Below are 18983 nucleotides of genomic sequence, written 5' to 3' on the forward strand. Positions count from 1 at the left end.
TCCACAATTACCCGGAAAGCGCGCTGCGCGTTATTGCGCACCCAGCGTCAGACGGGCAACCTGGTTATTACGGATAAAACGACTTAAATCAACGGGCTGATTCTGATATTGCACGTCAACCGCACCCGGTGCGCCAATTTTCAGACGATACGGAGCGGTGCCGGACAGGCTGAGTTTACCGCCGCTACGTTGCAATCCGCTGAACAGCTTCTTGCCGGTGGCATCGGTGACTTCCAGCCAGCAGTCGGCTTTGAAGTTCATCACCACCGCGTTGGGATCGCCCGCAGGCTGGCTGACGGCAGCGCTGCCGGTTGGCATTGAGCCTGCCGGTACGCTGTTGGCCGGCGCCGGTGAGGTGGCCGCTGGCGGTGCGTTATCAATTGGCGCCTGGCTCGGAGAGACCACCGCATTGTCGCTGCTGGTGGCCGCGCTGTTGTTTGCTGCTGGCGCAGAGTTAGTGCTGCCAGCGTTGTCTGGCGTGCTGGCCGCACCGGCACCGGTATCAATCGGCGTGCCCGCGGCGTTGGTGTCGCTGTCGGCGGCGCTGTCCGTGCTGTTGTCACCCAGCGGAATCGACTGGCTGTTGTCGCTGCTGCTGCCGTTCTGGTCAGCCATCGACACCAGATCCGCCTGCGAGGCTTTATGGTTCTGCCACCACCAGGCGCCGGTCAGGCCGATCACCACGAAGATCACCAGCCAGGTGAAGATCATCAACCAGCCGTCACGCTTTTTACGACGCTTACCCAGTGAGAAGCTCTGCATCGGCTCGATTTTCGCCGCACGCACCGGAGCCTGCTTTGCCATCATCGGCAGCAGATCATCTTCTGGCACATGCACCAGACGCGCGTAAGAACGGATGTAGCCGCGCAGGAAGGTCGAGGCCAAATCCGCCGGGGATTTATCCTCTTCTATGTCACGCACGGTAGAAAGTTTCAGGCACAGGCGTTCAGCGACGTTTTGCTGGGTCAGCCCCATCTGCTCACGGGCCAGACGCAGGCGTTCACCTGTGGAATGTACTGCAGAATTCTCTTGAGTGGCTTCAGTATTCATTAGCTAAATAACGCTGGTACTGTATCGATTGTGGAAAACTTCGCGCCAACCGGTCGCCATAACGTGTAACGTCAGCAGCGTTTCCCTGTTGCGCGGCGAAACGTATCTGTAACCCCAGACTCTCCGCCGTTGCCGGCAAATGCTGATGGTAAACTTCTAAAAGCAGCGGTACGGAGGCCCACTGCTGCTGTTCAAGCCGTCTTTCCACTTCCGTTAGCAGCGAACTGCCCTGCTCCGGTGCGGCATTCAGCACGAGATCAAACTGCTGGCGCGCGGCGCGAACCTCTCCCGCCTGCAGGTAACAATAGCCCGAAAACAGCAGGGCATCCTGCGCGGCGTCGCTCTGCTGCGCGTCTGTTGCCAGCTTAAACTGTTGATGCGCTTCGTCATACTGCCTCAAACCGCAGAGAAACGCACCGTAATTGTTAGCCACATAACCATTCAGCGGCGCTAACTGCTGCGCGTGCTGGTAGTAACGGCGCGTCTGCGCGCTATTCTGCTGTGCCTGCGCGACACGCGCAAGCGCCAGCGGCACCCGGTAATCACGCGGCGCGGCCTGCTGCGCACGCAGCAAATTGCGCTGCGCCGCGGCATAATCCTTCACCGCCAGATAGTGCAATCCCAACTGCAGCCGGATATCAGCCGCGCCGTGCCGCGACGGTGCTTCGACACACCCGGTTACAACAAAGCCGGCCAGCAGCGCGGCGGGTAATCCTTTACGCATTTCAGTCTCTCCCTGTCAGTTCAGCGCAGAGACTGCCATGCCTGACGCCCGATGCGTAGCAGCGGGCGCGATCTTTCAGAGCGCCTTCACAGAGATGGCTTCACCGGCCATTTTTTTACGCAGCGTACGCTTGGTGCGGTCAATCACATCGCCCGCCAGCTGGCCGCAGGCAGCATCAATGTCGTCGCCGCGCGTTTTACGCACGATGGTGGTGAAACCGTACTCCATCAGCACTTTGGAGAAGCGGTCAATACGGCTGTTCGAGCTGCGGCCATACGGCGCGCCCGGGAACGGGTTCCACGGAATCAGGTTGATCTTGCACGGCGTCTCTTTCAGCAGCGCCGCCAGTTCGTGCGCATGCTCGGTGCTGTCGTTGACGTGATCCAGCATCACGTACTCAATCGTCACGCGGCCCTGATTGGCGTTGGATTTGCCAATGTAGCGCTTCACCGCCGCGAGGAAGGACTCGATGTTGTACTTTTTGTTGATTGGCACGATGTCGTCACGAATGGTGTCATTCGGTGCGTGCAGCGAAATCGCCAGCGCCACGTCGATCATATCGCCGAGCTTGTCCAGCGCCGGCACCACGCCCGAGGTCGACAGCGTCACGCGACGTTTGGAGAGACCAAAACCGAAGTCATCCAGCATGATCTCCATCGCCGGCACCACGTTGGTGAGGTTAAGCAGCGGCTCGCCCATGCCCATCATCACCACGTTGGTGATCGGACGCTGGCCGGTCACTTTGGCGGCACCGATAATTTTCGCCGCACGCCACACCTGACCAATAATTTCAGACACGCGCAGGTTGCGGTTAAAGCCCTGCTGCGCGGTCGAACAGAATTTACACTCCAGCGCACAACCTACCTGCGAGGAGACGCACAGCGTGGCGCGGTCGGCTTCCGGGATATACACGGTTTCCACCAGCTGATCGCCGACGCGAATCGCCCACTTAATGGTGCCATCGCTGGAGCGCATCTCTTCCGCCACTTCCGGCGCACGAATTTCAGCGCGCTGCATCAGCTTGCCGCGCAGCACTTTGTTGATGTCAGTCATCTGCTCGAAATCATCGCAGCAGTAGTGGTACATCCACTTCATGACCTGATCGGCACGGAACGGTTTTTCGCCCATATCGACAAAGAATTCGCGCATCTGCTGACGGTTAAGATCCAGCAGGTTAATTTTTTCGTTTTTTGGGGAAACAACCACGGGGGAAGCGGACGACGGCGTCACAATCTGTTCGGACATAATGTTCTCTGGCCTCGTTGTTACACGTTACGGCTCTGGTTAAGAATAGGAAAAAAACAGCGCCCTCGCTGAGCGAGGCTCAACAAGGGCGCATAATTGTACTACATCTGCTGCGTGATGCCAGGGGAACGTCTCAGCCACCGGTTACAAGGTGTAAAGACGCCTGTCCGCATCCGCTACCGCGCACTTAGCGGGTACGTGGGCAGACTTCGTTTTCTGCGAAGAAGTAAGCGATTTCGCGTGCCGCAGATTCTGCAGAGTCAGAACCGTGGGTGGCGTTTTCGGTGAAGCTGTCAGCGTAGTCAGCACGCAGCGTACCGGCCAGCGCGTTGTCCGGGTTAGTTGCACCCATCAGATCGCGGTGACGCTGGATAGCGTTTTCGCCTTCCAGAACAGATACCACTACCGGGCCAGAAGTCATGAACTCAACCAGACCATCAAAGAATGGACGGCCTTTGTGCTCCGCATAGAAGCCTTCAGCCTGCTCTTTGGTCAGGTGCAGCATTTTCGCACCAACGATTTTGAAGCCAGCGCTTTCGAAACGGTTGTAGATAGCACCAATCACGTTCTTAGCGACGGCGTTTGGTTTGATGATGGAGAAAGTGCGTTCGATTGCCATGATTACCTCTGATTAGCATCCTGAAGAAACCGGGAACCCGCTCCCGGTAAGAAAACGCGCCGATTATAGGGAGATCGTCGCGCCTTGCCTATGAGTGAAGGGAGGAATTATTGAAAATAATTGATTTCTGTCGGGGCAGACACGCAAAAAATATGCCATAGCGCTGCGTTTAGCCGCGCGTGAAGGACACGGAAGCCAGCTGCCCGGCCTCATCCATCACCACCAGTTGATAACGACCGGGCTCGCGCAGCACCAGCGAGGCGCTGCTTTTTCCTGCCGCCGGCTCCACCGGCTGCCCGTTTAAAAACCACCAGCGCTGCACCCCCTGTCCGCCCTGCACCGCCACCGGCAGCAGCAATACTTCCTTACCGGGCAGCGGCTGCACGCGCTGGCCATTGATCACGCCGGTCACCAGCAGCGGCGCGCTGTCCCCCTGATTCAGCGGCGGGCAGGTCGCATCCACCGGCGGCAGGCGCTGCGCCCGCCGTTCGCCCGGCGGCAGCCACGGCTCCAGCGGCAGCGGCCACATCACGCGTTCCCGGCTTTGCGCATCCGGACAATCCGCCGCCACGCGCCGCCCCTGGCTGTTTTGCCAGAAGCGCTGGCGTAAGCCATTAACGCCCTCCTGCCCCGGCGCCAGCAGCGTTGGCGGCACGGTCTGATTCAGCACCCAGCTGTAACGCCGCTGCCGGCAGTTCTCGTCGCCGGCGGGCAACGGCTGGCCGCCGGGCCAGCAGATGCTGACGGCGCTGACCGTCGCCGGGCGCGCATCGCCGGGCACGCCGCGCGCCGGCAGGTGGCCCGCCAGCAGGTGATTAACCTGCTGCATCACCGGCACCGCCGACGCATAACCGAACTGGCCGGCAACCGGCGTGGCATCCGGCCGGCCCACCCAGACGCCAATCAGATAACGCGGCGTAATACCGACGCTCCAGGCGTCGCGATAGCCGTAGCTGGTACCGGTTTTCCACGCCAGCGGCACGATATCGGCGACCGCCCCGCTGGCGGCAGGCTGCGCCTCACCGGCGAGGATGCGGCGTACAATCCATGCCGCGCCGGGCGACAGTAACGGGCGCTGCAGCAGCGGCTGCTGCGGCAGCCAGCGCAGCTGCGCAGCATTACCGTGGCGGGCAAAGGCGCTGTAGGCGGCGACAATGTCGTCGAGCCGCGCGCCGGTGCCGCCCAGCACCAGCGACAGATTCGGTTCGCCGCCCGCCGGAAAGCGCAGATTCAGGCCGACGTTGCGCAGCCGCGCGGCGACGTTTTTCGCTCCAAGCGCCTCCAGCAGCTGCACCGCCGGCAGGTTGAGTGAGCGCTGCAGCGCTTCGCTGGCGCTGACCGGGCCGTGAAAGCCGCTATCGAAATTACCGGGACGATAATCGCCAAAGCGCCGCGGCACATCCTGCAGCAGCGATTCGCCATGAATCAGGCCATCATCCAGCGCCATGCCGTAGACAAACGGCTTGAGCAGCGAACCCGGCGAACGCACGCTGGCAATCATGTCCACATGGCCGAAGCGGCTGTCGTCATTAAAAGACACCGAGCCAACGTAGCCGCGCACCTTCATGTTGCTATGGTCGACCACCAGCAGTGCCAGGGAGGTACGCGGCGGCAGTCGGGTTTGCAGCGACGCGGCGAGGTTCTCCAGTTCGCGCTGTAGCGACACGTCCAGCGTGGAGGTAATTTTGCTGTCGGGCGACTGCGACAGCAGCCGGCGCGCCAGCAGCGGTGCCAGCTGCGGCAGCTGGCGCGGCGGCAGCCACACCGGCTCCTGTTTGATTTCGGCGACGGTCTGCGCTGGCCACACCTGATACTGCGCCAGGCGATCCAGCACTTTATTGCGGGCGACTTCAGCGCGTTGCGGCCAGCGGTCCGGGCGCAACCGGCTGGGTGCCTGCGGCAGCACTGCCAGCAGCGCCGCCTCGCCGCGGGTAAGCTGCGACGCCGGTTTCCCCAGCCACATCCAGCTGGCGGCGCCGACGCCCTCAACCGTGCCGCCAAACGGGGCGCGGTTGAGATACAGCGTGAGGATCTCGCGCTTCGACAGATGCCACTCCAGCTGCAGCGCACGCCACGCCTGCACCACTTTGCCACGCAGGGTACGCGGCTGCGGATCAATCAGCCGCGCCACCTGCATGGTCAGCGTGCTGCCGCCGGAGACAATGCCGTGCTGCAACAGGTTTTGCCCGAAGGCGCGCACTATCGCCAGCGGGTTAATGCCGGGATGGTGCCAGAACCAGCGGTCTTCGTAGGTCAGCAGCGCCTCGATATAGGCCGGTGACACCTCGTCCAGCGTCACCGGATAGCGCCAAACGCCCTGTCGATCGGCAAAGCGCCACAGCGGCGTGCCGTCTTCCGCTACCACCACCCGCGCGGGCTGTAACTGGCGCAGCGGCAGCGGATCGAGCCGGTCCAGCAGCCATACTGCGCCCACCAGCAGCAGTAACAGCAGCGCCAGCCCGCACAGGCGTCGGTGGCGCTGCGTCACGGGCGCTTAACGCACATGAAGTTTTTCCGGCGTGGTGCCGATGGCGCGCCACGCGGGCACATACATCGACTCCACCTGCGGTGGCGGCAGGCGATAATTGCCCGGCGTCACCGCGCGCGCCAGATACAGCAGCGTGCCGGGCGTGTAGCCATCGAGCGCCAGCGCGGCGACAAAGCGGTCGTCGCGGAACTCAAGATGTTTGATGTTGGCCTGCTGCATGTCCATCATGCTCTCTTTCAGCGCATCGGCACTGTCGCCCAGGCTGGCGCTGCTGTCGCTCAGGTTCTGATTCTCCAGTTCCAGCCCGGCTGGCAGCAGATCCACCACCAGCGCATCGCTGACGCGCTGACTGGCGCCCACCTTCAGCCGGACCACCAGCAGCTCACCGCTCTTAAGGTTATTGAGATCGGCCGGTTTGCCATCGAGCGTAAAGTATTCGCGACTGATGCTCAGCACGTTGCTGACCGGCGACGGTGCGGTGCGCGGATAGCCAACCACATTGAGCGTGCCGTACAGCGGCGACGGCGTGTCGCTGGTCACCGTCAGCCCCTGCTGCAACTGCCGGGCGCTCAGCCCGATACTCAGCGGCCGATCGCTGCGCAGCGGCTGGTCCTGCAGCGTAGCCTGCCAGGCTTCACCCTGATGCTGCTGCAGCGTCCGCGCGGCAAGGAACAGCGCATTGTTCTCCTGGGTGGAGAACCAGCGCTGCCCGTGCAGCGTTTGCGCCAGTTCAATCAGCAATGGCCCCTGCTGCGCCGGCAGCAGCTGATTTTCCGTCAGCAGCGCCAGCGTCAGCGCGCGATCACGCAGCGGACTGCCGTAATCGCCCAGCCACATGTCAGGCTGGCGTTGCAGCGCGATGCCCTGCATCAGCGCCAGTTGCGCGCGCTGCGTATCGCCCATCTGCTGCAGCGCCACGCCAAGCTGCACCAGCGCCAGTCCGGACTTCGCCTCGGCGCGTTGGTCATACAGCGCCCGCAGCGCGCCGAGCGGTGCCTGCTGCTGACGCGCCAGCACCAGCCCCGCATAGGCCTGCACGCTAAAGCGCAGCGCATCGGCATCGCTGCTCCAGCTGGTTTCGATTTGTGCCGGGTCCTGCAAATAACGCAGCAGGCGCTGGTCGGCGCGATTGATCACGCCCTCCGGCACGCTGTAGCCCGCTTCGCTGGCGCGCAGCAGGAAGTCGGTAACGTAAGCGGTGAGCCAGAACTCCTCACTGCTCTCTTTGCTCCACAGACCAAAGCTGCCGTTGCCGCGCTGCATGCCGGCGAGGCGCGCAATGCCGGTGTCTATTGCCGCGCGCCGCGCCGCATCGCTGCTGGTTTTGATGCCCATCGCGCTGAGCTGCGCGTGACTGGTGAAGAGTGAAGGCCAGATGCCGCTGGCGGTCTGCTCCAGACAGCCATAGGGATAAGCGTAAAGCTGGCTGATGTAGCTGGCGATATTTAGCGGCGGCTGAGAACTCAGCGACAGCTGGCCACTCAGCGTGCCAGCCTGCAGGCCGTTGAAAGCGCTCGCCATCACCTGCCAGCGCTGCCCGCTATTCATCACATTATCGAAACTCAGGGTTTGCGCCGGATAAGCCGGACGCACGCCAATCTTCCAGCGGCGCACGCTCGGTGCCAGCGTCTCGTTCGGCAGGCTCAGTCCCGAAACGGTTACCTGCACGTCGCCCTCACCAAAACCGTCCTGCGCTTTGACCGGGATAGACAGCGTGGTCCGCGCTCCTTTCGCCAGCTGCACCCTGGCCGGGATTTGGCCGTTGAGTGCAATCAAGCCGCTGGCGTTAACCGCGACGTTCAACGTTTGTGGTTGATCGGTCAGGTTGGTCAAATCCAGCGCCAGTGTTGATTGATCGCCGCTGGCCAGAAAGCGCGGCGTCGCCAGTTCGCTCACCAGCGGTGCGGCGACCACCAGCTTGCGGTCGGCCGCGCCGAAACTGTCTTCGCTCCACACCTGCGCCATCAGCCGTAGCTCGCCGTTGAAGGCCGGTACCGGCAGTTCCAGCGTGCCCTCGCCGCTGGCATCCAGCGTTACCGGCTGCAGTTGCTGCGCCACAATCTGCGCCTCGGTGACCGGCTTTTTACCGCCGCGCGATAGCGCATCGGCATCGTCCCCGTCACCGCCAAAACGCAGCGCCGCCAGTTTGCCGCCGCCCTCAATTAACTGTCCGAACACGTCATACTGATCGGCGTTGTAGCGCTTGGGGCCAAAGAACCAGTTCCACGGATCGGGGGTGGCATAGTCGGTAATGCTCAGCACACCGCTGTCCACCGCCGACAGCAACACCTGCACCTGCTGCGGCAGCGCACCGCCCTCGCGGCGGGCTTTCACCTTCACTTGCACGGTTTGTTCCGGCCGAATCTTATCCGGTGCATCAAGCGCCAGCGTGAGGCGGCGCGCGGCGGTCGCCATCGGCAGATGCAACAAGCCGACCGCGCGTTTCGGCGTGCTGCCGTTCGCTTTGTCGCCGTCGCGCACCACAATCGCGCTGAGATACAGATCGTGACGTTTCCACTCCGCACTGACTGGCACATTAATGGTAGCGCCGCCCGCTGGCACATCCAGCGGTTGCCACCACAAGGTGCCGCTGCTCGATTCCACCAGCAAATAGCCTTTGCCGGCCGCCGGGGATTCCACCGTGACACGCGCGGTGTCGCCGGGTTGATAGGCGGCTTTGTCGATCTTCAGTTTGACCTGATCCGGCCGCAGCGCGCCGGTGCCGTTGGTGTTATCCTGCCACCAGTAACCTGCCTGGAAACGCACGCTGCTGACGATGTTGTCACCGGCATGCACTTCCAGACGATAGGTGCCCCACTCCACCGGGAAGCTGACTTTCTGGCTGCCGCCCGCCGCAATGCTGATGCGCTGCTGCTCTTCCTGCAGATCTTTTTCATCGTAACGTGACTGCCAGCCTTCGCTGTCGGAGAAGCTCCAGAAGTAGTCGCGACGTTCGTGGATCAAACGCACCTCGAGATCCTGCGCCGCCAGCTTGTCGCCCTGCGCATTGGCGTACACCACGTCAAATTCGGCGAGGCTGTTTTCCGGCACGGTTGGCTCATCGTTATAACGATCGGTGCGATAGTCGTACACCGACTCGCTGTTAAACAACGGACGAATGCCCGGCAGCGCGACCGCAGGCCAGATCGCTTGCGTGGCGCGGCGCGTTACCGGACGACCGCCGGTCTCCAGCAGGCTGGCCTGCAAAATCAGGTTGAGCGGAGAGTGGCTCTCCGCCCAGCTGCTTTCGACCCTGAGCTGCAGCCTGCCGCTGTCGTCCAGCTTTTCATCCACATCATCAAGGCTACGTTTCAGTTCCTCAGTGATGTCGCCAAACTGATAACCTGGCAACGCAGCGACCGCTTCACGCGCCGGGCGCAGGAACAGCTGACCTTGCAGCTCGTTGCCTGCCGCTGGCGCGCCATACAAATAGCGACCTTCGACAGCAAAGGTGACGTCGGCATCTGGCGACAGGGGCTGAGTGTTGCTTTTAAGTGACAGCGCCATCCGTTCTGGCAGGAAATCTTCTACATTGAACGGCCAGCTGCGCGGCTGGTTGTCGCCGCTGTTAATACGCAGCGTCCATTTACCGGTCATCGCCGAGGCCGGTAAGGCAAAACGTTGTTGATAAACGCCGTGCTCTGGTTGCCAGACGAAGGTTTGTGCCACTTCACCATTCGGCTGCACCACTTCAGCTTTCACCGGCTGCGGCGGCAGTGGTTTGCCATCGGCATCGCGCAGCAGCGCATTAACGATGACCGTTTCGCCAGGACGATAGAGATCGCGCGGGCCAAAAATGAAGAACTGTTTGTCGTAGCCTTGCGGACCATCAATCGGGAATTCGGCCAGATCCAGCGCCGGGCGATTAAGGTCGATGAGCGAAGTCTGGCCTTTACTGGTCGCCAGCAGCAGCTTGCCTTTGGCGTTAGCCGCTAAACGCAGATGACCCTCGCTGTCGCTGCTGCCGCTCGCCAGCTGCTGGCCTTTCTCATCCAGTAGCTGCACGCTGACATCCGCCAGCGGATCGCCACTGGCGAGGCTTTGTGTAAACAGTTCCAGCTGGGTGGGAAAACGGTGCAGCGACAGCCCAATGTCGCTCAGGGTAAACAGCGTGGCCGGCTGCGTGTAATTGTAGGTGCCGGCCTGTTTCATCACCGCCAGGTAGACGCCCGGCTGCTTCAGCGCCGCGACGTCGCCGAGCGGCAGCTGCATTTTTTCCCGCGTATTACGTGCCGGGTTGAGATCGAAGCGGCCGCTGTAAACCAGATCGGCGTTTTTCAGCAGATCGCGCGATTCCCAGTACGACAAATTGTTGCCGTAATTCCACTGGGCGAGAAAATCCGCCAGCGTGGCATTTTTCACCCGGAAGAAATCAACATCGATCTGGTTAACGTTGAGCGCCAGCACCGGCAGTCCCTGCGCCAGGCGCAGCGGCAGCAGCGAGCCACGGCTGGCAAAACCGACCATCGGCTGGATGTCGCGCGTGGTGAGCGTCTGGCTGAAGGGGCTGGCTAAGACACTGCCATCGGCGGCCTTCAGGCCGGCATTGACGGTAACGGTAAACTTGCGCGCCGGCTGTGGATGGCGGAAGCGCAGCACTTTGCCGTTCTGCGCCAGCTCCCAGCCCCCGTCGACCTTGCCGCTGCTGTCGTCGGTGAGGCTGATCCAGCGATTGAAATCCTGCTGACCGTCGAGCGCGCGGTTAAAGGTCAGTACCAGCGCCGCCGCGCCGTCCAGCTGCAGTTCGGACAGGTCGATCACCGCGAGAGCGCTTGTCGCGGCCTGCGGCGCAGGCGTATCAGCCGCCTGCAGCGACGGCTGCGCACCGCCCAGTAATGCGCCGCCGATCAGCACGCTGAACAGCAGTCGTTTTACACATCTTGCCATGGTAATTCCCTCACCAGCCCCAAAAGGTTAAACGTGTTGTGCTGCGCAATTTCACATCAAGCCGCCAACTTTAGCAATGTTACCCTTGAGATAGCCTTCACATTCCCGGACACTGAGTCTTTGCCGCTGATGGAGAAGAGGTTGCTATGACAGCCATGTTTGTGTCCGCTGATTGGTTGAATGAACATTACCACGAAGCGCGTTTGCAGGTGCTGGATGCCCGCATGCTGCCGCCAGGTCAGGACGCGGTGCGCGATATCACGGCGGAGTATCTGGCCGGGCATCTGCCGGAGGCGCCTTTTTTCAACATCGAAGCGCTGTCCGATCACACCAGCCCGTATCCGCACATGATGCCGCGCGCAGAGACCTTTGCCGTGGCGATGCGCGAGCTGGGCATCAGCCAGGATAAGCATCTGGTGGTGTACGACGAAGGCAATCTGTTCTCCGCGCCGCGCGCCTGGTGGATGCTGCGTGCCTTTGGCTGTGAACAGGTGTCGATTCTGGCGGGCGGCCTGCAGGGCTGGAAAGCCGCTGGCTTCAGCCTGGCTACCGGTCCGGTGGATTTGCCTGAGGGCGAGTTCGACGCGCAGTACGACAGCAGCCAGGTGAAGCGCCTGACCGATGTGCTGCTGATCAGCCACGAAGGCGGTGCGCAGATTGTCGATGCGCGCGCGGCCAACCGTTTCAATGCCGAAGTGGATGAGCCGCGTCCCGGCCTGCTGCGCGGTCATATCCCACACAGCCTGAATATGCCGTGGAACGATCTGGTGGCTAATGGCGAGCTGAAACCGGCCGCCGAGCTGCGCGATCTGTTTGCAAAGGCAGGGATTAAGCTGGATCAGCCGATTGTCGCCAGCTGTGGCTCCGGTGTGACGGCGGTGGTGGTGATTCTGGCGCTGACCGCGCTCGGCGTGCGTGACGTGACGCTGTACGACGGTTCGTGGGGAGAATGGGGCAGCCGCGACGATTTACCGATCGAGAAATAAGTGTATCCGGTCGCCGTAAGGTGCGCGTTGTCGGATGTTGTGCACATTTATCCGGTCGCCGTAAACGGCGACCCTACACGTAGGGTGCGCATTTATGCGCACCTGGGTGAAACCGGTGCAATTTTTATGACGCATTCATGCGCACCAGGAAGATATCGGTGCGATTTACCGGCGCACTGATGCGCACCGGCGTTAAATAATGCGCTGGCTGCCTTTGAAATCGCGCAGGAAACTGCCCCAGCGGCGCTCATAAAACGGCGTGATGTGCGCGGTGAAGAAATGGCTGACACCCTGCTCGTTGCTGACCACTTCACAGATATCAATCGGCGCGTCATCGGGCAGCGTATCGGTCGCCACGCTGCCGGCCGCCTGAATAATCGCGTCAATGTCGCTGTCGGCTTCAATTCCAATCAGCAGATTCGCCTGTTCATCGGCACGCTCACGGATGCTGGCAACGTAGGCGCGGCGCACCTGTTTGTATTTCGCAAACAGCTGGGTCAGCGAATCGATCATCTGCGCCGGCGGTTCGGCCACTTCGGACAGCAGCAGCGCGTGACCGCCCTCCAGCACCGTTTGCTGGCTCAGCGCACTGCCCTCTTCGCCCAGCAGATGCGCGATCTCGCCGGGTGAAAACTCTTTGCCGGCCGGCAATTTCGGGTTGAGGAACAGCGCTTCACCCAGCGTCATTTCAAACAGCGTGCGCGTCGGTAAACGCAGGTACGGCTGCTCACCCTGGATGGCTTCGCTCATCGCTGCTTCTGAGGTAAAGAAAGGGATCACGCTGCCGCCGCCCTCTTTTTCCCAGTGCTGTAATTCTACCGGCGAGGTGGCATCAAACTGCTCAGCGGGACTTTCGCCCGGCACCCAGACATCGGCCTCCAGCAGGAGCTGAAAAAATTCCGGACGGTGCGCAGGCTCGGTGGCCGCCAGCTTCAGCACCTCTTCAAGACGGTTACTCATAAGGGATAGGCTTCCAAAAAAAGACGGCAGGTTGCGGCCTGCCGTCGTCGGGATTATTTCAGTAACAGATTGGCAAGGGTACGCACGCCGAGGCCTGTCGCACCGGCGGACCACTGATCGACCGCGCTTTTGCGATAGGTCGCGGAGCAGTCAATGTGCAGCCAGCCCTGCTGATAGTTGCTGACAAACCATGAGAGGAACGCCGCCGCGCTGCTGGCGCCCGCTGCATGTGCCGCGCTGGCGATGTTATTCAGATCGGCAAAGTTGGACGGCAGATGGTTGCGGTGGAATTCGGCCAGCGGCAGACGCCAGAAAGCTTCGTTCTCACCGGTAGCGCTGCCCAGCAGCGATTCCGCCAGCACGTCGTCAAAGGTAAACAGCGCATGGTAATCGTTGCCCAGCGCGGTTTTCGCCGCACCGGTCAGTGTCGCCGCGTCGATCAGCAGCTGCGGACGCTGTTCGCTGGCGTCGATCAGCCCATCGGCCAGCACCAGACGCCCTTCGGCGTCGGTGTTCATCACTTCCACCGATTTCCCGTTGCGATAGCGGATGATGTCGCCGAGGCGGAACGCGTTGCCGCTCACCATGTTATCGGCGCAGCACAGGAACAGCTTCACGCGCTTATTCAGGCCGCGCGCAATCGCCAGCGCCAGCGCACCAGTCAACGTTGCTGCGCCGCCCATGTCGGATTTCATCGAATCCATGAACGCGCTCTGCTTCAGGCTGTAGCCACCGGTATCAAAGGTGATGCCTTTGCCCACCAGGCAAGCGTACACCGGCGTGCTGTCGTCGCCGCCGGGATTAAAGTCCAGCGTCAGCAGCACTGGCGGACGCGTCGAGCCGCGGCCTACGGTGTGAATTCCGGCATAGCCCTGCTCACGCAGATCCTCACCTTTGATGATGCGATAGCTCACCGCGTCACCGCCTACTTCGCTGATCAGATCGATGGCGCTGTGCGCCAGCTGCTCCGGGCTCAGATCTTCCGCGGGCAGGTTGATGGTGTCGCGCACCCAGTCAACGATCTTCAGGCGACGATCAAATTCGGTCTGGTCGGCCTCACTCAGCGCCGGCCATTCGACCTGACGCTGACCTTTCGGGCTGCGGAAACCCTGCCAGAACGCCCAGCATTTCTCCAGATCCCAGTCGTCGCCGCTCAGTGCGACGTGGCGGATGCCCTGGCCGTCCAGCTTGCGTCCGGCACGTTGAATGCTCATCAGCGCATCGGCACCGGTCAGGTGAATGGTCATGCCACTTTCATTGCTGCTCAGCAAGGCTTTCTCGCCCCAGCGCGCGTCGGCGGCCTGGGAGCTGAGCGTAATCGTCATGGGTTGTGTTGTCATCGCGTGGCTCCGTTTGCGTTTGTTATCCCTGCGCGCTCACCGGCGCAGGGCGAAAATTTAGCGGGAAGTGGCCGGCGTCAGCGCCCGTAAGCGCGTTACCGCCTTATGTACCACCCCGATGGCATAATCGATCTCTTCCTGCGTGGTAAAGCGACCCAGCGAAAAGCGCAGCGAGCTGTAAGCCAGCTGCTGATCCACGCCCATGGCGCGCAGAACGTAGGAGGGTTCAAGGCTGGCAGAAGTACAGGCGGATCCCGACGACAGCGCCAGATCTTTCAGCGCCATGATCAGCGATTCGCCATCGACGTGGGCAAAACTGATATTGAGGATATTCGGCGCGCCCTGTTCGAGTGAACCGTTGAGCTGTACGTCGCTTAGCGTGCTGATGCCCTGCCACAGACGATGGCGCAGCGTAGCCAGGCGCGCGCTCTCGTCCGCCATCTCTTCACGTGCGATGCGATAGGCTTCGCCCATACCGACAATCTGGTGCACCGGCAAGGTCCCCGAACGCATGCCGCGCTCGTGACCGCCGCCGTGCATCTGCGCGTCGATCTGCAGCTTGGGCTTGCGCCGCACCCACAGCGCGCCGATGCCTTTCGGCCCGTACAGCTTGTGCGCCGAGAACGACATCAAATCTACCGGCAGCGTGCTGACGTCGAGCGGCAGTTTGCCCACGCTTTGCGTGGCGTCCACGTGGAACAGGATGCCGCGCGCGTGACACAGTGCGCCCAGCGCGGCGATGTCCTGAATCACACCGGTTTCATTATTGACGTGCATCAGTGACACCAGCACGGTGTCGTCGCGCAGCGCCGCTTCCAGCATGGCTGGCGTGACGATACCGTCCGCGCCCGGCTGCAAAAAGGTGACGTCAAAGCCTTCGCGCGCCAGCTGAGCACAGCTGTCGAGCACCGCTTTGTGTTCGGTCTGACTGGTGATGATGTGTTTACCGCGCGCCTGATGCTGCTGCGCCGCGCCTTTGAGCGCCAGATTGTCGGCTTCAGTGGCACCGGAGGTAAACACGATTTCGCGCGGATCGGCATTGATCAGTTCGGCAACCTGGTTGCGCGCCACGTCAACGGCCTCTTCAGCCTGCCAGCCAAAACGGTGGGAACGGGAAGCGGGGTTACCGAAGGTGCCATCCAAAGTGAGGAACTGCATCATTTTGCTGGCGACACGCGGATCCGCAGGCGTTGTCGCTGCGTAATCCAGGTAGATCGGTAATTTCATTGCGCTAAAACTCCGTATAAAAAATCATACGTCTTTATAGCACGATTCAGCCTCATCCGGGTTAACAGAGGAGGCTGAACGAGAGAGGATCAGGCACGCAGATTGACGTTGATGGTTTCCTGCACGCGATGCTGCTGGAAGCGACGGTTATCAACGCTGTTCTGACGATCGGCCACGTCGAGGATCTCCTGGTTATTCACCAGTTCCGCCAGCGTGATGTTGTTGAGGAAATCGCTGATGCGCTCGCTCAGGTCGCGCCACAAAACGTGGGTCAGGCAGCGCTCGCCGCCCTGGCAACCCTCTTTACCCTGGCATTTGGTGGCGTCGACGGATTCGTCCACCGCGGTAATCACCGCGCCAACCGCAATCGCCCCGGCGTCTTTGCCTAACAGATAACCACCGCCCGGCCCCCGCACGCTGGCCACCAGACCGTGCTTACGCAGACGCGAGAATAACTGCTCCAGATAGGAGAGCGAAATGCCCTGACGCTCAGAAATATCAGCCAGCGGCACCGGGCCCTCGTGCGAGTGCAGGGCAACGTCCAGCATAGCGGTTACGGCATAACGTCCTTTGGATGTCAGTCTCATAGCATACAACCTCGTAAGCGTCCGCCAGCGAGTTGGCGGGTTATCTGAAGAATGGAGGCCAGTCTGACATTCCCGAGTATTTTGGTCAACTATTTAACCGAGTATTTCGCTCAACTATTTAACCTGGTAATTTACTCAACTATTACCCTTATCGCTTTTAGGTTTTTCAAACGACGACAGCATGCCGCGCAGAATGTTGAGTTCGTCGCGCTCCGGACGCGCACGGGTATAGAGACGACGCAGTTTGCTCATCACCTGGCTCGGTGTCCCCTGGCGGATAAAGCCACTATTCAGCATCATCTGCTCGATGTGCTGATAGAAGCGCTCCAGATCGTCGACCAGCGGATACGGTGACGCTTCGTACTGCGGCTGCGGACTGGCTTTCTCCTGCGCGTCCAGCCACGCCATGCGCACTTCATAGGCGATGATCTGCACGGCCATCGCCAGGTTAAGCGAGCTGTACTCCGGGTTGGCCTGAATGGCGACATGGTAGTGGCACTTCTGCAGCTCTTCATTGGTCAGGCCCACGCGCTCGCGGCCAAACACCAGCGCCACCGGCGCCTGCTGGCCCTCTTCCACGCTTTTGATGCCGCATTCACGCGAGTCGAGCATCGGCCACGGCAGCGAGCGCGAACGTGCGCTGGTGCCGACCACCAGGCTGCAGCCAGCAATCGCTTCATCCAGCGTATCGACAATCTTCGCCTCGCCAATCACATCACTGGCGCCGGCCGCCAGCGAAATCGCCTGCGAGTCCGGCTTCACCAGCGGATTGACCAGATACAGGTTGCTTAAGCCCATGGTTTTCATGGCGCGGGCCACTGAACCCATGTTGCCGGTGTGCGAGGTTTCTACCAGTACGATTCGGATATTTTGCAGCATAATAGATAGCGGTAAGGAAATGATGGCGAGCATCCTAACATAAAAGCAGGACATTTGCTGAACACCCTGATATACTCCGCGCCGTTTTCACCCCGTTCTTTAACATCCAGTGAGAGATACCGATGCATCCGATGCTCAACATCGCCGTGCGCGCAGCGCGCAAGGCCGGAAATTTAATTGCCAAGAATTATGAAACCCCGGACGCCGTCGAAGCCAGCCAGAAAGGCAGCAACGACTTCGTTACCAATGTTGACCGCGACGCAGAACGTCTGATTGTCGAAGTGATTCGCAAATCCTACCCGCAACACACCATCATCACCGAAGAAAGCGGTGAACTGGCGGGCGACGATCAGGATGTACAATGGGTAATCGATCCGCTGGATGGCACTACCAACTTCATCAAACGTCTGCCCCACTTTGCGGTTTCTATCGCTGTGCGCATCAAAGGCCGCACCGAAGTGGCGGTGGTTTACGATCCTATGCGTAACGAACTGTTCACCGCTGTACGTGGTCAGGGCGCTCAGCTCAACGGTTACCGCCTGCGCGGCAGCACCGCTCGCGACCTTGACGGCACCATTCTGGCCACCGGCTTCCCGTTCAAACTGAAGCAGCACGCCACGCCGTACATCAACATCGTGGGCAAACTGTTTACTCAGTGCGCTGATTTCCGTCGTACCGGTTCTGCCGCGCTGGATCTGGCTTATGTGGCCGCTGGTCGCGTTGACGGTTTCTTTGAGATTGGCCTGAAGCCATGGGATTTCGCTGCCGGTGAACTGCTGGTGCGTGAAGCCGGTGGTCTGGTTACCGATTTCACCGGTAACCACGGCTACATGCTGTCTGGCAACCTGGTAGCCGGTAACCCGCGTGTGGTGAAGGCGATGCTGGCCAGCATGCGCGAAGAACTGAGCGAAGCGCTGAAGCGCTAAGCGAAAAAAAGGCGGCTGAATCAGCCGCCTTTTTTATTACCGACGCTCGTGGGTTAACACGGCGCGCGGCTGAGTGCGCCGTCCGATGCCGCCCAGCACCGCAGCCAGCACCGCTTCAATCAGCATCATGAAGAAGGCAAACCAGCTGGCTTTCGCCGTTGCCGCTGCCGCTTTCTCTGCTGCCTCACGCGCTTTCTGCTCTGCTTCCTGCTTCAGCTGTTGGAATTTCTGCATCGCCTGTTGATAGCTCTGCTCAGTCTGATTAACGATCTGCTCCGCTTCCTGATCGCTTTTTCCGGTCCGCGCTTTAATGATGTTTTTCAGCGCATCGCGGTCTGCAGCCTGCAGCGTATCTGCATGACGACTCAATACACCACGAATCCAGTTGGCAATATCATTGTCCGCATTCTGCGGATTTTGCGCCGTCTGTTTTGCCTGGTTTTCGGCATTATTCGCCTCGCTGTTTACATCCTGCTGTAAGTTTTCCGGCTGCAATTCCGGTTTGCCCGTCTGGCGCAGCGTGGTTTGCAATTCATTTTGCAGATCATCAAGGTTGATATTATTTTCCTGCAGCTTCTCTTTCGCCATATTGGTTACCGAAGGTGCTACCGCAGAAATACCGTTACCCAGGGCGTTAAAACCGGAGCCTAAAATATTAAAGGCGCCACCGATAATACCGCTGGCAAGTGAGATCGCCAGCCACAGCGTGATCAATGTGCTGACGCCAAACATCAGCAGGCCGTGCAGCGCACCTTCGCGCTGTGCCAGCCGCCCGGCAACGTAGCTACCGACCGCCAGCGCAATCAGCATGCTGACGCCGGTCCAGATCAGCGCGCCAGTGCCAAGGTGCTCCAGCGGATTTTGTTCCTGCTGCGGATCGATAGTCGTGGCCCCGATCGCGGTCCCCAGCAGCCCCAGCAGAATATGAATGATTAAGGCCGCAATCACCCCTGCAAATACGGCACTCCAGGAAATGCGTTTTAACGGAACACCGCCATGCGTTTCCACTACCGTTTCCGTGCTGCCATTATTAGTCCAGGTTTCAGGCATATTTATTTCCTCGCA

General features: G+C 60.7%; 14 protein-coding genes. 2 read left to right on the forward strand and 12 right to left on the reverse strand.

Annotated features, from left to right (window positions below):
* Nucleotides 1–30: 30 nt before the first annotated feature.
* The 6 genes from rodZ to MXF20_RS20745 all read right to left on the reverse strand — a co-directional run bounded on the left by rodZ (nt 31) and on the right by MXF20_RS20745 (nt 11013).
* Complete coding sequence (gene rodZ, locus MXF20_RS20720) at nt 31–1050, reverse strand: cytoskeleton protein RodZ (RefSeq protein ID WP_325971204.1); 1020 nt, start codon at nt 1048–1050, stop codon at nt 31–33.
* Nucleotides 1040–1774 (reverse strand): type IV pilus biogenesis/stability protein PilW, encoded by a 735-nt coding sequence (gene pilW, locus MXF20_RS20725; protein ID WP_325971205.1) that lies wholly within the window; start codon nt 1772–1774, stop codon nt 1040–1042. Before pilW ends, rodZ begins: the two co-directional genes overlap by 11 nt.
* 75 nt (nt 1775–1849) lie before the next feature.
* Nucleotides 1850–3019 carry a bifunctional tRNA (adenosine(37)-C2)-methyltransferase TrmG/ribosomal RNA large subunit methyltransferase RlmN gene (locus MXF20_RS20730; protein WP_325971206.1) on the reverse strand — a complete coding sequence of 390 codons (1170 nt, stop codon included), beginning with the start codon at nt 3017–3019 and terminating at the stop codon, nt 1850–1852.
* A 187-nt stretch (nt 3020–3206) separates the two neighbouring features.
* Nucleotides 3207–3638, reverse strand: a complete 432-nt coding sequence (gene ndk / locus MXF20_RS20735; protein ID WP_021506555.1) for a nucleoside-diphosphate kinase — start codon at nt 3636–3638, stop codon at nt 3207–3209.
* A gap of 169 nt (nt 3639–3807) precedes the next feature.
* Nucleotides 3808–6126 (reverse strand): peptidoglycan glycosyltransferase PbpC, encoded by a 2319-nt coding sequence (gene pbpC / locus MXF20_RS20740; RefSeq protein WP_325971207.1) that lies wholly within the window; start codon nt 6124–6126, stop codon nt 3808–3810.
* Between the two features lie 6 nt (nt 6127–6132).
* Nucleotides 6133–11013, reverse strand: a complete 4881-nt coding sequence (locus MXF20_RS20745) for an alpha-2-macroglobulin (RefSeq protein ID WP_325971208.1) — start codon at nt 11011–11013, stop codon at nt 6133–6135.
* A 146-nt stretch (nt 11014–11159) separates the two neighbouring features.
* Here MXF20_RS20745 and sseA point away from each other — a divergent pair, with 146 nt between their 5' ends.
* Nucleotides 11160–11999 carry a 3-mercaptopyruvate sulfurtransferase gene (sseA, locus tag MXF20_RS20750; protein ID WP_325971210.1) on the forward strand — a complete coding sequence of 280 codons (840 nt, stop codon included), beginning with the start codon at nt 11160–11162 and terminating at the stop codon, nt 11997–11999.
* A gap of 192 nt (nt 12000–12191) precedes the next feature.
* Here sseA and sseB read toward each other — a convergent pair whose 3' ends face one another.
* From sseB to trmJ, 5 genes are all read right to left on the reverse strand, one after another.
* A complete protein-coding gene (gene sseB / locus MXF20_RS20755) occupies nt 12192–12959 on the reverse strand; it encodes an enhanced serine sensitivity protein SseB (protein WP_132464720.1) in 768 nt (255 codons plus the stop codon).
* A gap of 53 nt (nt 12960–13012) precedes the next feature.
* Entirely contained in the window at nt 13013–14299 is a 1287-nt protein-coding gene (pepB, locus tag MXF20_RS20760; protein WP_325971212.1) for an aminopeptidase PepB, read from the reverse strand.
* 57 nt (nt 14300–14356) lie between these two features.
* On the reverse strand, nt 14357–15526 hold the full coding sequence (locus MXF20_RS20765; protein ID WP_325971214.1) for an IscS subfamily cysteine desulfurase: 1170 nt from the start codon (nt 15524–15526) through the stop codon (nt 14357–14359).
* 89 nt (nt 15527–15615) lie between these two features.
* Complete coding sequence (iscR, locus tag MXF20_RS20770) at nt 15616–16113, reverse strand: Fe-S cluster assembly transcriptional regulator IscR (RefSeq protein ID WP_031279392.1); 498 nt, start codon at nt 16111–16113, stop codon at nt 15616–15618.
* 135 nt (nt 16114–16248) lie between these two features.
* Nucleotides 16249–16992 carry a tRNA (cytosine(32)/uridine(32)-2'-O)-methyltransferase TrmJ gene (trmJ, locus tag MXF20_RS20775; protein ID WP_325971215.1) on the reverse strand — a complete coding sequence of 248 codons (744 nt, stop codon included), beginning with the start codon at nt 16990–16992 and terminating at the stop codon, nt 16249–16251.
* A gap of 122 nt (nt 16993–17114) precedes the next feature.
* On the opposite strand from trmJ, the gene suhB reads away from it, so the two are divergent.
* The gene (gene suhB, locus MXF20_RS20780; RefSeq protein ID WP_325971217.1) at nt 17115–17918 is read left to right on the forward strand and encodes an inositol-1-monophosphatase; all 804 of its coding nucleotides are present in this window, start codon (nt 17115–17117) and stop codon (nt 17916–17918) included.
* Nucleotides 17919–17954: 36 nt separating this feature from the next.
* On the opposite strand, the gene MXF20_RS20785 is transcribed toward suhB, so the two are convergent.
* On the reverse strand, nt 17955–18968 hold the full coding sequence (locus tag MXF20_RS20785) for a hypothetical protein (RefSeq protein ID WP_325971219.1): 1014 nt from the start codon (nt 18966–18968) through the stop codon (nt 17955–17957).
* Between the last annotated feature and the right edge of the window lie 15 nt (nt 18969–18983).

It is taken from the genome of Pantoea dispersa, from assembly GCF_035783935.1.
GTDB classification, from domain to species: Bacteria; Pseudomonadota; Gammaproteobacteria; order Enterobacterales; family Enterobacteriaceae; genus Pantoea; species Pantoea dispersa_C.